Annotated in this window: 11 protein-coding genes; 5 read left to right on the forward strand and 6 right to left on the reverse strand. The window is 67.8% G+C overall.

Annotated features, from left to right (window positions below; all coding sequences use genetic code 11):
* Positions 1 to 98: 98 nt before the first annotated feature.
* From M5E06_RS19290 to M5E06_RS19305, 4 genes are all read right to left on the reverse strand, one after another.
* Positions 99 to 1,064 carry a class I SAM-dependent methyltransferase gene (locus M5E06_RS19290; RefSeq protein WP_252139588.1) on the reverse strand — a complete coding sequence of 322 codons (966 nt, stop codon included), beginning with the start codon at positions 1,062 to 1,064 and terminating at the stop codon, positions 99 to 101.
* A gap of 158 nt (positions 1,065 to 1,222) precedes the next feature.
* On the reverse strand, positions 1,223 to 2,527 hold the full coding sequence (locus M5E06_RS19295; RefSeq protein ID WP_252139589.1) for an endo-1,4-beta-xylanase: 1,305 nt from the start codon (positions 2,525 to 2,527) through the stop codon (positions 1,223 to 1,225).
* A 135-nt stretch (positions 2,528 to 2,662) separates the two neighbouring features.
* Positions 2,663 to 5,005 (reverse strand): GumC family protein, encoded by a 2,343-nt coding sequence (locus tag M5E06_RS19300; RefSeq protein ID WP_252139590.1) that lies wholly within the window; start codon positions 5,003 to 5,005, stop codon positions 2,663 to 2,665.
* Between the two features lie 3 nt (positions 5,006 to 5,008).
* Positions 5,009 to 5,845, reverse strand: coding sequence for a WecB/TagA/CpsF family glycosyltransferase (locus M5E06_RS19305; RefSeq protein ID WP_247870790.1), 837 nt, complete (start codon positions 5,843 to 5,845; stop codon positions 5,009 to 5,011).
* Positions 5,846 to 6,267: 422 nt separating this feature from the next.
* On the opposite strand from M5E06_RS19305, the gene M5E06_RS19310 reads away from it, so the two are divergent.
* On the forward strand, positions 6,268 to 8,568 hold the full coding sequence (locus M5E06_RS19310; RefSeq protein ID WP_109152637.1) for a helicase-related protein: 2,301 nt from the start codon (positions 6,268 to 6,270) through the stop codon (positions 8,566 to 8,568).
* 31 nt (positions 8,569 to 8,599) lie between these two features.
* On the opposite strand, the gene gpmA is transcribed toward M5E06_RS19310, so the two are convergent.
* Complete coding sequence (gpmA, locus tag M5E06_RS19315) at positions 8,600 to 9,361, reverse strand: 2,3-diphosphoglycerate-dependent phosphoglycerate mutase (RefSeq protein ID WP_252139591.1); 762 nt, start codon at positions 9,359 to 9,361, stop codon at positions 8,600 to 8,602.
* Between the two features lie 278 nt (positions 9,362 to 9,639).
* On the opposite strand from gpmA, the gene M5E06_RS19320 reads away from it, so the two are divergent.
* Together M5E06_RS19320 and M5E06_RS19325 are read left to right on the forward strand one after the other, a co-directional pair.
* Complete coding sequence (locus M5E06_RS19320; RefSeq protein WP_109156430.1) at positions 9,640 to 10,041, forward strand: cyclic nucleotide-binding domain-containing protein; 402 nt, start codon at positions 9,640 to 9,642, stop codon at positions 10,039 to 10,041.
* A gap of 20 nt (positions 10,042 to 10,061) precedes the next feature.
* Complete coding sequence (locus M5E06_RS19325; RefSeq protein ID WP_109152634.1) at positions 10,062 to 10,406, forward strand: hypothetical protein; 345 nt, start codon at positions 10,062 to 10,064, stop codon at positions 10,404 to 10,406.
* Between the two features lie 321 nt (positions 10,407 to 10,727).
* Here M5E06_RS19325 and M5E06_RS19330 read toward each other — a convergent pair whose 3' ends face one another.
* Positions 10,728 to 11,927, reverse strand: coding sequence for an IS256 family transposase (locus M5E06_RS19330; protein ID WP_252138668.1), 1,200 nt, complete (start codon positions 11,925 to 11,927; stop codon positions 10,728 to 10,730).
* A 540-nt stretch (positions 11,928 to 12,467) separates the two neighbouring features.
* Between M5E06_RS19330 and M5E06_RS19335 the strand changes: the two genes are divergently transcribed.
* Positions 12,468 to 14,714, forward strand: a complete 2,247-nt coding sequence (locus tag M5E06_RS19335; protein ID WP_252139592.1) for an ATP-binding response regulator — start codon at positions 12,468 to 12,470, stop codon at positions 14,712 to 14,714.
* A gap of 61 nt (positions 14,715 to 14,775) precedes the next feature.
* Positions 14,776 to 16,071 (forward strand): pentapeptide repeat-containing protein, encoded by a 1,296-nt coding sequence (locus M5E06_RS19340; RefSeq protein ID WP_109152632.1) that lies wholly within the window; start codon positions 14,776 to 14,778, stop codon positions 16,069 to 16,071.
* Positions 16,072 to 16,132: the final 61 nt, after the last annotated feature.

The raw sequence follows: 16,132 nt of genomic DNA on the forward strand, positions 1-16,132 counted from the left end.
CACGAAAAACCCCTTTGTCGATGCATCGCAGCAACAAAGGGGTGATCTTTGGAGTCAACATATTGAACGGAAACGAATTTCCGTGGACGCTTGCGGCGTCAACGCGGTTTGTGCGCGACCAGGAAGACCTCGGGACGGAACATATAGAGCTGACCTATCCTTCCGAGCTTGCGATTTAGGGTTAACGGGAGCTGTCCCAAAAATGCCTCAACCGCCCGCATGTAGCCGAAATAGGCGCGACTGGCGAAATGCAGGTTCAGGTGGCGGCGCACCGCCATCGGCACGACATAGACCGCCTCCACGCGGCCGAAGCCGGCCTCCCGCAGCATCGCCGCGGTCTCGCCCCAGCCATATTCGCGCAGATGCATGCAGACCGGCTCATGCAGCCCGAACACCTCCGACAGGTCGGCGGGACCGGCGAACTTGTGCGGCATGCTCAGGACATATTTGCCGCCCGGCTTCAGGATGGTGTGGACGTTCGTCATGTGGGTGACGACGTCGTCGGGGTGCATGTGCTCCACCACATGGGTGGAGACCACGCTGTCATAGCGGCCGGCCGGCTCGAACTGGGCCAGATGCACGCCATCGCTGTTCTTCCAGGTGACGTTGGAGTCCTGTTCGATCCAGCTGGCGCCGCGCTCGCGTGTCACTTCGGTGGCGACGCAGCGGTAGCCGTGGCGGGCGAGATAGCGCAGCAGCCGCGCCTTGCCCGATCCCACCTCGTAGACGTCCTGCGGCCCGCCCAGCAGGGTCAGGAAATGGCGGAAGTCCAGATCGTCGTTGCGGGTGTGGGCATCGTCCTCCGCCTCGTTCAGCCAGGGGCAGCTGGTGTAGAGCGTGGTGTAGGCCTTCTCGAAGGCATCCCAGCGCTCTTCCGGTTTGGTCTCGATCAACTCGCGGGCAAGCCGCCGTTCCAGGGTCCAGTGGCGCTGGACCATCTCGATGGTGAGCGGACAGGACGGCGAGAGGTGGAACTTCCGCCGGTAGCGCTCGACGAGGGCGTCGTCGGTCCTCCGGTCGGCGGGCAGGCGATCCATCGGCAACGTGTCGGCTGTATTCTGCACGATCGACCTCTCCATCAGGGGGGTGCCGGACGCAATGAGGGACTCTAATCGGGCATGGGGACGGACGCCCGCACGCGAAGGAGAAAAGGTGCGAACCTGTCGGAGGGGAAGGTGATCGACACAGGCTTACCCCGCCTGCGCATCGCTTCCGCCGGACCTCAGCCTGACCGCACCCTGCCGGTGCGCGCCTTCTCCCGCAGCGTGTCCACCACCGCCGTGTAGAGCGGCAGCGGCCGGGAGTTCTCGTCATAGGGGGAGGGGTGGGGGTGCAGGTCGGGATGCTCCCGCGCAATGAAATTCAGGTCGGAGCGCAGGTGCCACCAGCACAGCTCCTCCACCCGCGCATTGTCCAGCATGTCGGCCAGATAGTTGCGGGCCAGTTGGGCCATCGCCCGATCCTTCTCCGCCCGCGACCAGGATCGGGGCAGGCGCGTCTCGTCGACATCCATCTCGGTCAGATGGACGGCGAGGCCCAGCTTGTCGACCGCGCGCAGGAACTTGCGCATGCCGGCGCTGTCATAGGGCTTGCCGCCGATCAGGTGGCTCTGCAGCCCGATGCCGTGGATCGGCACGCCGCGCTTCACCGCCCCGGTCAGCCAGTCGAGCAGATAGGCGCGCTTGCGTTGCTGCCACCCCTCGTCGATCTCGATGCCGAACTCGTTCAGCACCAGCTTCGCCTTGGGGAAAGCCTTGTGCACGTGGTGGAAGAAGGGATCGAGCCATTCCGGCCCCTTCTCCACCCCGCCGGCCGCCACCCACCACATGCCGCGGCGGAAGCCGTAGCGATCCTGCTGGCGCGGGTGGCTTTCCGCCGTTTCCCAGAAGAAGACCTCGTTGGCGACGTCGATGCGGTAGAAGATGTCACCGTAGCGCTGCCGCACCGCCTCGACCACGCCGGTGAAGCGCGGCCAGACATTCTCCTCGCTCAGCGTGCCCTCGGGCGAGAAATAGGCGCCTTCCGAGATGCCCAGTTCCGCCTGCCGGGCCGCCGGCAGCTTCATGTAGGGCGGCATGCCCATATGCTGCCAGATGATGGTGTGCCAGTTCGGCGTCGCGCCGATGCTGTGTGCCAGCTCCACCGCCGCATCGAAGCGGCGCCAGTCGAAATTGCCCTCCGTATGCTGGAAGACTCCCCATTTGCCGCCGTTCTCCGGGGTGACGACGTCGCATTCGCGGGCCATCAGCTTGTCGAGCATGGGATCTTCCGGATCGACGAAATGGTCGCGGGCGGCACCGTGGCGGATGCCCAGCGCCCGGCAGGCCTCGCGCAGAGTCACTGCCGGCTCCGCCGCCTCCGCGTGGCTTGCGGCGGCCTCCGCCGGGGCCGGGCCGCTGGCGCCGCGGCAGCTCGCCAGCACTGCGCCGGCGGCGGCTGTCCACATCAGATCGCGCCGGCTTGGACGCCATTCAGGGCGCCACGGGGTGCGCGATTTGGGAAAACCGGGCTTCGGACTCTCGGTCATGCGGAGGGGCTCTCTCTTCCGGATGGTGGGGCCGGCAGCGGGTTCCGGGCATGGAGAGACCCCTCCCTCCGGGCGCCGCAGCGTCCGTGAGGGAAGGGCCTCTGGTCGAAGGAGCTTCAGGTTACCCTGCCTGCTTTACGGAGCGGTCCGCAGGGTGGTGTCGCCATAGTATTTCCGGGTCGCCACATAGCTGTTGTAGGGACCCTGGTAACCGCGCGAGGCCGCCTTCTTCAGGTTCACGTCGGTCATGACCGCGACGAACTTGGAGTGGTCGATCGGACCCAGGTCGGCGACCGCCTGCAGGTCGCTGGCCGTGGTGTGGCCCCAGCGGCTGACGAACATCACCTTCGACGCAGCGCCGCAGACGATGCGGGCATCCGACACGGCCAGCGCCGGGGCGGTGTCGAACACCACCAGATCAAAGTGCGGCGACAGGCCGGCCATCAGGTGGATCAGGCCGTCGACGTTGAAGCGGTCCAGCGTCTCCGACATCAGGCGGCCGGCCGGGATCATCGCATAGGGCGCGTCTTCGCTGTTATGCACGATCTCGTCCAAGGTGGCGGTGCCGGAAATCCAGTCCGACAGGCCCTTGTTGGCCGACAGGTTGAACAGGCCGTCGATGCGCGACCGGCGGAAGTCGGTGTCGACCACCACCACGCGGCGGCCGGCCTGGGCCGCGACCTGGGCGACGGCGAGGCTCATCGAGGTTTTGCCGTCCTGCGGGCGGGCCGAGGTGACGGCGATGGAGCCGACCGGACCCATATCCGCCAGATGGTTGCGGAACAGGGCGCGCATCGATTCCGCGAACAGCGAGAAGGGATGGTTCTGGAAGATCTGGTCCAGGCGGCCGCGGGTGCCGCGGGTGGAGTGGTGCGGGACGATGTGGACCGTGCCCACGCCCAGGATGCGGCGGACGGCGTCCGGGGTGCGGATGCGGCGCTGGAACAGCTCGATGCCGAAGACGATGAAGACGGCGACGGCGAGCGAGGCGAAGAAGCCGGCCAGCAGGAGCAGGATGCGGAAGGGACCCGACGGCTCATGCGGGACCTGCGGCGCCGAGACCAGCTTGACGGCGGTCGGGAAGGCGCGGTTGTCCTGCTGGGCCTGCACCTCTTCCAGACGGCCGAGCAGGCTGTCCAGCAGCTGGCGCTTGGCCTGGGCCTCGGCCTCCAGCGTGCGCAGTGGCACCGCTTCCTCGGCCATGGTCTGATAGCCGGATTCCAGCTTGGCGATCATCGACTTCAGGGCATTTTCCTGCTCGACGGCGACGTTGGCCGCCTCGCGGACGCCGGAGATCTCGTGGCGGACCTCCTGCTGCAGCGAGGAGTTCGCTTCGTTCAGGCGGGCCTGCAGTTCCTGGATGCGCGGGTGCTTCGGACCATACTGGCGCGACAGCTGGGCCAGTTCGGTGGAGATCGAGGCGACCGTGGCGCGCAGCTGGGCGACGACCGGCGAGGCGAGGCTGCCGCCATTGCCGGAGCTGCGCTCCAGCGTCTGGGCCTGGGCGACGGCGCGGGCGCGGTTGGCCGCGGCTTCGGCCAGACGCAGGCGGGCCTGCTCAAGCTCGGTGGTGGCCATCAGGCCGTTGGTGCCGTTCTTGACCAGACCGGCCTTGAAGCGGACGGCGTCGACCTTGGTGTCGGCCTCGGCCACTTCCTTGCGCAGGGTGCCGATGCGGTCTTCCAGCCAGGCGATGGCGCTGGTGGACAGGTCGCGGTCCATCTGCTGGCGGGTTTCCATGTAGCGGTGGACGACGGTGTCGACCACCTTCTGGGCGATTTCCGGATCGCGCGAGGTGTAGCGGACCTGGATCACGCGCGACCGGCCGACGATGCCGACTTCCAGATTGCGGCGGACGCGGTCCAGAACGCCGTCGATGCTGTCGGCGGCGCGGGTCTCGCGCAGTTGGGTGTCCTTGGTCATGTCGTCGCCATGGGCCAGGACCGCCTCGACGAAGCCCGGCAGCTCGGGACCGAAGACGGCATGGGCCTGTTCGCGCGTCCAGGCGGTGGCGCGCTCGACGAAGGGCTTGCTGTCGTCGGACTGGACCGGCGGGTTGAATTCGGGGTTGGTGGCCAGCCCCAGATCGGCGATCGACTGGGTCAGCACCGCCGTCGACTTCAGGATTTCGATCTCGCTGAGGATCGCGCTGTCTTCCGGCGTGATCGCGTTCAGCGCCTGATCTTCCGCACGGACGACGCGGACCTGCCGGTTGTCGACCAGCAGAAGCGCTTCGGACGTGTATTTGTCCTTCATCAGCGAGACGCCGAAGGCCGACAGCGCGGTCAGCGCCAGCACGATGGCGGCGATCAGCGTCTTGTGGGCTGCCAGCACCCGCAGGATGAAGCGGAAGTCGGGGCCCATCGCCGGAGCCGGACCGTCGAAATCGCGCGGCATGTGGTGGCCGGCCTGGGTGGGCCATGCCGGAGCCGGCGGGCCGCCCGGACCTCCGTTATTGATCTGGGGAAGATTTTCCACGTCTCAAAGCTCCTTCTGGATAGGCGACCGGCGGATCGTCGACTGGGAGATCCGGGGGGAGATCCGGGTGGAAGCGGGCGCTGCGGCGCCCGGTCCGCGGGTGCGGAGGGATGCGGCACGGCGAAGGCGGATGGTGCTCCAGGCGAAGCCGAAGGCACCGATGCAATAGCGGCGGAAGAGCCGGCGGGGCTCCTGCGCCAGACGGAAGGCCCATTCCAGGCCGGAGCGCTGGACCGCTTCCGGGGCGCGCTTGAAGCGTCCGGCCAGGAAATCGACGATGGCGCCGCCGTTGACGATCAGCACCGGATGGTCCAGCGCGCGCTTCAGCTCCGTCGCGACCTCCTCCTGCTTGGGCATGCCCATGGCGAGCAGGATGACGTCGGGGCGGGTGGCCCGCGCCTGGGCGATGTAATGCTCCGTCGGATGGAAGCCGTGCTGCAGGTCGGCGTAGCGGTGCGGGGTGGCCGCTTCCAGAACGACGCGGGCACGGTCCAGCCACGGGGTGGCGGTGCCGTAAATGGCGACGCTGCGGGGGGGGAGCGATTTCAGCAGCAGCGGGATGAAGTCGGTGCCGTTCATGTTCAGGCCGGACGGCATGCCCAGCACCGGCAGAACCGCCTGCAACCCGATCCCGTCGCGCAGCAGGACGTCCGACGAAGCGAAGGCGGCCAGCGCCGCGTCCGACCCCATGCAGACGTTCAGGCCATGCGCGTTCAGGAAGGACAGCACCGTCGGACGGTCGACCGCGCCCAGATGGTCGATCAGGGCACGGCGCTCGCCGTCGTTCGAAATGCACCGCATGCGCTCGATCAGTTCCAGGACCTCACGAGGATTCGGCATGCGCATCTCCCAAGAAAAATTAATCGGAACAAAGCATTGACCGTTACGCGACCGTTCTTGCGGCCGATCCGGCCTAGCCTGATGTCGGGCCTGTCCGCCGGGCGGCGGCGGCTAACCCGTTGGGGCCGGCCACCAAACCTGCGTGGCTCTATGTGGCCGGTCCTCCCCCCTTTTCGCACGGGCGAGATCGGCGAAACGGCGACGGATTCGAATTAGCCCGGGCTTGCTCCCTTCGGGGGATTCGGCTTGCCGAATCGACCGGTCAGACCCATAAAGAGGGACCCCGGCCATAAAGAGAGACCCTGGCGCTCTATGGCTGTTGTCTGGGGGCAGAGCCATCCGCCCTGCCGGATCGGCCTCCCGGCCGAACCGCCCGGCCGAAGCGCTTGCATGACCGGGGCAATTCCAAGAAAAGACGATCCATGACCGACGACACCTCCGACAACGCCCGTTCGGGCCGCACCCCCGGCACCGCCGACGAATTCGACCGCCGCGACGCCTTGCGCGCGGTGGCTGCCGTGGTGCGCGGCGATGGGATCGAGGTGGATGCCGACAGCACCCCGGCGCGCTGGTCGGTCGCGGTCAACCACGTCGTCCAGATTCCCGGTACCGACCGCAAGCTGAAGCTGCGCTTCAAGGTGGCGCTCGGCCCGCTCCCGGACATCGAGGCCGACCTGTGGGGCCTGCTGACCATCGACGAGGGCTTCGGCCGGCCGCAGGCCAAGGCGCTGGGCAAGCGGGTGAAGGGCGCCTGCCTGTCCTCCCCCGCCATCGCCAAGGCGAAGGACCGGGTCGACGGCTGGTTCGCCTCGATGGCGCAGCGGGCGGCCGGCTTCGGCGAGTCCTGGCGGCCGAAGGGCTTCGCCGACGAGTTGGGCCGCGTCGTCGGCTTCGGCGGGCGGATTCCGCGCCTGCAGACCCTGCTCGACGCGATGGAGGAGGCCTTCTCCACCGCCGCCGCCCGCGCCGGCCTGAAGGTCCGGCGGGAGCGGCTGGAGGATGCGTCCGGCATGGGCGTCTATCTGGACAGCTTCGCCACCGCCCGCGCGATGATCCGCAAGCTGCGGCTTTACGTCGGCCCGACCAATTCGGGCAAGACCCACGCGGCGATGGACCGGCTGGCGGAGGCCGAGAGCGGCTGTTACCTCGCTCCCCTGCGTCTGCTGGCGCTGGAAGGGCAGGAGGCGCTGGAGACGCGCGGCCGGCCCTGCAGCCTCGTCACCGGCGAGGAGCGCGACGTGCGGCCCGGTGCCGCCTTCACCTCCTCCACCATCGAGATGGTGAACACCTCCAAGGTATGGGGCGCCTGCGTCATCGACGAAATCCAGATGATTGGCGACCCCGACCGCGGCTGGGCCTGGACCCAGGCGGTCGCCGGCGTCGCCGCGCCCGAAATCCTGATGACCGGCTCCGCCGACGCCATCCCCTACGTCAAGCGTCTGGCCGACGCGATGGGCGAGGAGCTGGAGGTCGTCGAATTCACCCGCAAGTCGCCGCTGCGCGTGCAGGAGGAGCGGGTGAAGCTGGAGGAGGTGAAGCCGGGCGACGCCCTGATCGCCTTCTCGCGCAAGGACGTGATGGCTCTGCGCCACGACCTGCTCGGCCGCAACCACAATGTCGCGGTGATCTATGGCGCCCTGTCGCCGGAGGTCCGCCGTGCCGAGGCCCGTCGTTTCCGCGAGGGCACCGCCGACGTGCTGGTGGCGACCGACGCCATCGGCATGGGTCTGAACCTGCCTGTCGCCCGCGTCGTGCTGTCCACCACCCGCAAATATGACGGGCGGGAGGAGCGCGAGCTGACCGCGTCGGAGATCCGGCAGATCGGCGGCCGGGCCGGCCGCTTCGGCATGCATGAGGAAGGCCGCGTCGCCGTGCTGGACGGCGAGAACATCAACCCGGTGCGCCGGGCGCTGACCTCGCCGCCGGTGCCGCCGGAAGATCCGCGCTCGTGGATTTCGCCCAACCTCAGCCATGTCGAGGCCATCGCGCGGGAACTGGACACCGACAGCCTCGCCAAGGTTCTGCGCACCGCCGGGCAGGAGCTGCTGCGCGCCAACCAGACCTTCCGCATGACCGATCTGGAGCAGCGCATCCAGGCGGCGGCGGCGGTGGACCGCGCCAAGCTGCCGCTGGCACAGCGTGACATGCTGGCCCGCTGCCCGATCGACACCCGCGACCAGAACAACCTGCGCCTTCTCGGCGGTTGGGCGGTCAACCAGGGCCGGGGCATCCCCAACGCCGCTCCCGACGCCGCCGAGCGCTTCCGCCACAGCGTCGGCACCGACGTGGAACTGGAAAAGGCCGAGCGCGCGGTGAAGGAGCTGACCGCCTATGCGTGGCTGGCCTACCGCTTCCCCGACGCCTACCCCGAGATGGATCTGTGCCAGGAGCGCCGGGCGCACCTGAACGCTTTCATCGAGCGGACGCTCGCCGAGCGCTCGCTCGCCCGCGCCTGCCCGGTCTGCGGTGCGCGGCTGAAGGCCAACCATCGTTTCCGCGTCTGCGACAATTGTTACAGCAGCCGCGTCGAGGACCGACGCGGGGGTCCTCGACGCGGGCCGGAGCGTGGCAACGGCGAGAAGCCGGGCGGCCACCCCCACCACTTCCATCATCCGGTGGCGAAGGAGGGCGGTCGCGATGGTGGTCGCGACACCGGCCGGGGTGGTCCCCGCACAGGCCCCCGCACCGGCCGTGGCCCGAAGCGGAAAAGCGCCACTCCATAAGGCGTCCTCTCCCGCTTCGGGAGAGGGAAACTCACGCCGCCGCGCTGCTGCCTGGGTTCGCCCCCTCGCGCTTTGGCCAGTTGATCTCCTCGACCGCGCCGTCTTCGCCCAGGAAATAGCGGCGAAGCGGCGTCAGGTCGGCGCCCAACTCATAGACCAGCGGCCGGCTGGTGGGGATCTCGAACAGCGGGATGTCGTGGTCGGCGACATCGTCGAGATGCTTGACCAGCCCGCGCAGGCTGTTGCCGTGGGCGGACACCAGCACCCGCGCACCCAGCCGCAGCGCTGGGGCGATCTCGTCGCGCCAGAAGGGGATCACCCGCTCTGTGGTGTCCTTCAGGCTTTCGCCGCGCGGCAGGTTCGCCTTCGCAAGGCCGGCATAGCGGCGGTCGGCGACGGCGGACCGTGGGTCGTCCGGCTCGATCGGCGGCGGCGGGACGTCCCAGCTTCGCCGCCACTGGAACACCTGCTCCGCCCCGTGGCGTTCCGCCGTCTCCGCCTTGTTCAGCCCCTGTAGCGCGCCGTAATGCCGCTCGTTCAGGCGCCAGTGCTTGTGCACCGGCAGCCACAGCCGGTCCATGTCGCGCAGGACGAGGTGCAGGGTCTCGATCGCGCGGCTCAGCACCGAGGTGAAGGCGATGTCCACGTCGATGCCGGCGGCCTTGAGCAGGTTGGCCGCCTTGTGCGTCTCGGCGATTCCACGGTCGGTCAGGCCGACGTCGGTCCACCCGGTGAAGCGGTCTTCTGCGTTCCACACACTCTGGCCATGGCGCAGCAGGATCAGTCGGTGCATGGCGGTCTCCTTCCGGTAGCCGGCCGCTCATCCGGCGCTTCCCTGTTGAAACAGACCTGTAGCCGGACCGGTTCCCGCGACAAATCATCGCGCCGCGGGCCGGGCGGGGCCTGCCCGACCGTGCGCGGCGGTTTCAATCCGGTTTCATGATTGCCTCCGGAGACACCAATTATGTCAGCCGCGAAATCTTGGCGACATACTCGGACAATAATCCTGCGCTACGGTCACCCCACCTGAAATCACCGGCCTTGCCGGCCGCAGCGGATTGGGAAGGGACGATGACCGAACCGAACACGGGATCGCAGACTTCACACGGCGCAGCGGGCCTGCCGGGCGCCCCGCCGAACCATTCCGATTATCGCCCCAGCAACCTGACAACCTTGCGTACCGAGGCCACGATGCTGCATCATCATGACGTCATCTCCAGAGCCGTGTCGACCGACCGCGAGATCACTCTGGAGGCGCTTCGTGTGTTCACTTATCTGAGCCGGAGGCTCCATTTCGATCGTTCCGTTCCGGTGCTGCAGTCCGAACTGGCTGACGCGCTGGGCATGCAGCGGCCCAATGTGAACCGGGCCATCAAGCTGCTGGAAACCAAGCAGATCCTTCTGCGGGAATCCAAACTGGGGCGCGCGATCACGTTCCGGCTCAACCCGGGACTGGAGGGTGGCCGGGCCTGAGTGTTTCGTCAGGGTATGGAATGATCGTAGAGACCCGTGAGCTGTTCTTCACCAATTCCGCCCTGAAAAAAGCCCTCGCCTGGTACCAGAAGGCCCCCAATCAGACGGACCTGCCGCTGGGCGTCGTCACGACGGTGACGCCCACCTCGGAAGGCGGTCTGTCGGTCCAGATTCAGCAGAGCGGCGCCTCCAGAACGCGGGAGGTCCTGTTCACGCCCAGCAAGACGCTGGCGCTGCTTCTGCTCTTCTGTCGCCGCCAGAAGGTTCCGATCCCCCGCGACGCCGGCAAGGAACTGGAAGCTGCGGACGACGGCCTGATCCTGATCGTGCGCGGCGAAACGCCGACCGTCGCACCACCTCCCTAAGCCGCCTGTCTGAACCGCCTGCCTGATCGACATCATGCCGCCGCGCCTCCTGCGCGTGCGGCCTTTTGCCGTTTGCTCGGTTTGCCCTGTGCTCGGTTCTCGATACGCGCAGTGACGCGGTCCGCGCGCGGCTGTTCGATCCGGGTTTTCGGTCATTGCGGAGAGCTGCACCAAAACGAAATATTGAAAGTGGAGGCTGGTGCGATGATTGCGCGCAAGCAGCTATGGTATCGGTGAAGCTGCATTCACCGATCGTGCCCCTGAGCGTGGTGTAGGAGTTGGGTCGCTCACCGGGTTCTCCGGCTGGTCTGGCCGGAATTGTCAGGCGGCCACGGCGGGCAGGCTGACGAGGGGATCATCGCCGAGCGGGGCGATTGTTTCCAGCGTCATGTAGCGTGCCCGCTGAACGGCCCATTCATCGTTTTGCTCCAAGAGGATGGCGCCGATGAGCCTCGTAATCGCTTCCTCGTTGGGAAATATGCCGACAACCTCGGTGCGCCGCTTGATCTCACCGTTGAGACGTTCAATCGGGTTTGTCGAGTGGAGCTTGGCCCGATGCTCCCTGGGAAAGGTCATGTAGGCCAGGACGTCTTCTTCCGCCTCGTCCATCAGGGTGGCCAGTTTCGGCAGCTTGGCCCGGACCTGATCGGCCACTTGCCGCCACTGCGTGCGAGCAGATGCCGCATCGTCCTGGGCGAAGGCCGTGGCGATGAAGGCCGCCACGACACGGCGCCCGCTCTTGCCGGCGTGGGCAAGCGCTGTCCTGGAGAAATGGACCCGGCACCTTTGCCACGTCGCCTGGAAGACCCGGGTGACGGCGGCCTTGATGCCGCCATGGGCGTCGGAGATCACCAGCTTGACGCCGCTCAGACCACGGCGCTTGAGCTTGCGCAGGAACTCGATCCAGAAGGTTTCCGCCTCGGACGGGCCGATGTCCATGCCCAGCACCTCGCGCCGGCCGTCGGTGTTGACCGCCACCGCGATGGTCACGGCGACCGAAACGATGCGTCCGTTCTGGCGCACCTTCACGTAGGTGGCATCCAGCCACAGGTAGGGCCAGTCGCCCTCGATGGGACGGCCGAGAAAGGTCTTCACCCGCTCGTCGATCTCGGCGCACAACCGACTGACCTGGCTCTTGGAGATGCCAGACATTCCCATCGCCTGGACCAGATCGTCCACTGAGCGCGTCGAGATGCCCTGGATGTAGGCCTCCTGGATCACTGCCGTCAGTGCCTTCTCGGCCATCCGCCGCGGCTCCAGAAAGCCGGGGAAGTAGGAGCCCTTGCGCAGTTTGGGAATGCGCAGCTCGACGGTGCCGGCGCGGGTCTCCCAGTCGCGATCCCGGTAGCCATTGCGCTGGACGAGCCGCTCGGCAGACCGCTCGCCATGACCGGCCCCGGTCAGGCCCTGCACCTCCAACTCCATCAGCCGTTCAGCGGCAAAGCCGATCATCTCACGCAGAACATCGGCATCCGCGCCCTTCTCAAGCATCGCGCGAAGCGCCATCATCTCGTCGGTCATCGTGGTCACCCTTCGGTCGGGTTGAGGTGTGGTGACCAGACTCTACCGAAGAACCGCGATGACCGCCCCGCTATGGATAACCGGCCCGCCTACGCCAGCCATCGGAGGGCGCTACGGCGGGCCGGTTCCCCACAGCTCCTACACCACCCCGTGGGGCACGACCCATTCACCGGATGGACAGGGTGGTTATGATCATCGTCATAGTCGCCAAGACCGGTCGCACTGCATTGCTTCGTGTGATAAAGTTCCTCCGGCTATTGGGGCTAAGCTATAGTTCCGGCCCACCAACCAAACGGGGATGCGCAGGCCGATTTGTCGTTCGAACATTCGGAACAGTCCAATGCGTGAGCTTGTCCTGCGCAGTTTGGGCAAACATGCTTCTCATGCCCGCCGACCGCCGCCTAACCCCTTCGCCATCGCCGAGGATTTCCCACCGATGATCGTCACCCGCCTGTCGCTGCCGCTTTGGAAGGAGCTTCGGTCCCATGGACCGCGGGTCCGTCCGATGCCTGCCTGACCGGGCCGATGTCATCGCCGCAGATGGCCCCATCACCCACGCCGTCCTCCGCCTTCGTCCGCCGGATCACCGCCTCGCCGCGGACGCTGGTTGCGGCCCTTTGCGCCATGCTGGCATTGCTGGGAACGGCATCCTGGGCTGCCGTCACCGCGCTCGATTACCGGGACACGCTCGAGCGGTCCGAAGACGACGCCCGGCAGGCGGCCATCCTGTTCGACGGCCACGCACGAGGCGTGCTGGACGCCAGCATCGACCTGCTGGAACAGGTCGCCGGCCGGATGGATGGCCGGGGCCTGAGGTCATGGGCGGAACGCAGCCTGCCGGAAGCCATGGCGGTGGAACGCAACGGCCGCATTGCCCTGCTGGGTGCGGACGGCTCGCTGCGGTATGGCTCCGCCGTTGCCTTCGCCGAGCCCGAAACCAGCGACGGCCTGTCGCTGCTGGTCCGCCCCTTACCGCCGGGGGAGGAGCATCAGGTCCTGCCGGCTTTCGGACATATGGCCGGCCAGCCGGCCATTCTTTTCGCCCGCCGCATCCACACCGCAGCGGGCGTTTTCGACGGTGCGGTCCTGGTGGCTGTCCCGGTGTCGGCCTTGAACCCGGTGCTGAACGCCTTCGGTGACGGGATGGCGCGCTCCGTCGGCCTGTACCGTCCCGACGGCGTCCGTCTGGCCGGCATCGGCGTTCCGTCGCTGGGCCCGCTGCCACGGCTGGACGCGGGAACGATCCGGGTCGATGCGAACTGGACGGGAACCGGCAAGCCGTCGATCCTCGGCGTGAAGCGGATGGCCGACCTGCCGATCCTGTCGGCGGTGACGGTCCCGCGCACCGCCGTGCTGGAGCCCTGGTATGTCCGGATGGAGCGCGGCCTTGTCGTGGTGGTCGCCGGGGTGGCGGCGCTTGCCGGACTGTCGATGCTGGGGGCCGCCAGCCTGCGGCGCGAGGCGCTGGCCCGTCAGGCCCTGACCCAGGCGAACGCCCAGCTGGAACTGGCCAATGCGCAGTTGGAGGAGCGGGTGGAGGAGCGGACCGCCGCCCTCAGCACCCTCAATCTCAAGCTGAGCCGGGCGCTGGAGGAAAAGGAGCGGGCCAATCAGGCCAAGGGCCGGTTCCTCTCGGCGGCGAACCATGATTTACGCCAGCCCTTCCAGGCCTTGCGGCTGTTCCATCACATTCTGATGGAACGGCTGGCCGAAACGCGCGACCGCAGCATCGCCGAAAAGATGGGCGAAGCGCTGGATGCCGGGGAAAAGCTTCTGCACGCCCTGCTGGAGGTGGCGACGCTGGACGCCGGCGTCGTGCGGCCTCAGCTAGCCGACGTCCCGGTGTCGGCGGTGTTCGAGGAGTTGCTGGCCGAATTCCGCGGCATGGCGACGGAAAAGGGGCTGACCCTGCGCGCGATGCCCACCCGCATGGTGATCCGCACCGATCGGACGCTGCTGATGCGCATGCTGGGCGATCTGCTGCGCAACGCGATCCGCTTCACCGACAAGGGCCGCGTCACCATCGGCTGCCGCCGGCATGGCCGCTGGCTGCGCATCGAGGTGTGGGACACCGGGACGGGCATTCCCGCCGAACAACTCGACAACATCTTCGAGGATTTCGTCCAGCTCGGCAATCCGGAGCGTGATCGGCGCCAGGGACTCGGCCTCGGGCTGGCCAAGGTGCGGCGCAAGGCGGCGCTGCTGGGACACACGGTGGAGGTGCGGTCGCTCCAGGGGCGTGGTTCCGTCTTCGCGGTCAATGTGCCGGTGGTCGGGACCGAACGGCCGGCGACCCAGGTGCCGGCGCAGGATCCCGATCCGGTTCAGAGCGGCGACCGGCTGATCCTGGTCGTGGAGGACGATCCGATCCAGCGCGACGCCGTGCGGCTGCTGCTGGAAAGCTGGGACTATCGGGTGATCGCGGCGGTCGACGGTGAAAGCGCGCTGGCGCTGTTCGGCGGAGCGGAATGCGGGAAGCCCTCACAGGACGGTCCCGTGCCCGATCTTATCGTCAGCGATTTCCGGCTGCCGGGCCGGCTGACCGGGGTGCAGACCGTGGCGGCGGTGGGCGAGCGGCTGGACCGGCCGGTGCCCGGCCTGATCCTGACCGGCGATACCGCGCCCGAACGCATCCGCGAGGCGGTCGCCACCGGCTGCCGGCTGCTGCACAAGCCGGTGTCCCCGGACGAACTGCGCGACGCCATCGCCGCCATCCTGTCGGAACGGCCGGGAAGCCGCCCGGCCGACGGCGGCGAACAGGCGCTTGAGAACGAGTCCGCAGCGTGAATTAACCCTTTCTGAAGCTGGGTTGCCTCAAACTGGCGCGGACTAGGGAGTTCATGGGGCCATGGTGCAGAATCGCACGCTCAGGCGTCTCGATCAGGCGCAGCTCGATCTGGCGGTGCGGAAACACGAGATGTTCCGCAATGCCCGGGTGGGCGGCGCGCGCGCCAACCTGTCCTTTTGCGATCTGTCCGGGCTGGACCTGTCGGGCCGCGATCTGGCCCATGCCGATTTCGTCGGCGCCAGCCTGCGCGGTGCCAATCTGGCCGGCGCGCGGCTCGATTGCGCGTCCTTCTTCGTCGCCGATCTGCGGCAGGCCAATTTCGACGGTGCCAGCCTGATCAAGGCCGACCTGCGCGGCGCCTGCCTGCGCGGCGCGATCCTGGTCGGCGCCAACCTGTTCGAGGCGGACCTGCGCGACGGGTCCCTGGCCGAGAAGGACCGGTCCGGCCATCTGCATATGGTGCAGATCGACTCCTCCCCGGCCGAGGCCGACGGCGCCGACCTCTCGGGTGCCAACCTGACCAATGCCCGGATGTCGGGCATCATGGCGATCCACACCGATTTTTCCGACGCTGTGATGCGCGGCTGCAAGTTGGTGCGGGCGACCATGCGCGGTGCCAACTTCACCGGCTCCAACATGGAGGGGGCGGACCTGTCCGGCGCCGACCTGCGCGGCGCCTGCCTGCGCGGCGCGGTGCTGACCGGCGCCGTCATGGTGATGACCGACCTCACCGATGCCGACGTGGAGGAGGCGCTGACCGACAAGCCGGTCGGCCGTGTGGTGGCGGAACTGGGGCGGTCGCTGGAGGATCTGCTGGCCGACCATATGACCTGGGTGGGATCGAGCGGGGCGCAGGGCGCGATGCTCGACCTGTCCGGCTTCGACCTGCGTCATGCTCCGTCGCTGGCCCACCTGTGCCTGACCATGCTGCGCGCCGTCGGGGCGACGCTCTACGGCCTGGATCTGTCGGGCGTGCAGCTTCAGGCCGCCGTGCTCGACAGGGCCGACATGCGCGGGGCGAAGCTGGCGGATGGCGACCTGCGCGGCATCAGCCTGCGGAACGCGAAGCTGAACAACGCCGACCTGCGCAACGTCAATCTGCGGCCCCTGGTGTTCGACGAGCATCGCTCCCGCCCCGCCGATCTGTCGGGGGCCAAGCTGCGCTATGCCGACCTCAGCGGCGGCAGTCTGCGGTCCGTGAATCTCGCCAACGCCGACCTGTCCTTCGCCAACCTGCGCGGCTGCGACCTCGCCAGGACCGACCTGACCGGGGCCAAGCTTTTCGGCGCCAAGCTTGAACGCCGCGCCCTGGCGGAGGGGGCGATCCTGGACGGCGTCGCCGGGCTGAAGCTTTAGGCTGCGAGTATAATGGAAGGCGGCGGCAGTGCCCGCTTGCCCTGCTGGTGGCGGCGGCGCT

Source organism: Azospirillum sp. A1-3 (assembly GCF_023806445.1).
Lineage (GTDB): Bacteria > Pseudomonadota > Alphaproteobacteria > Azospirillales > Azospirillaceae > Azospirillum.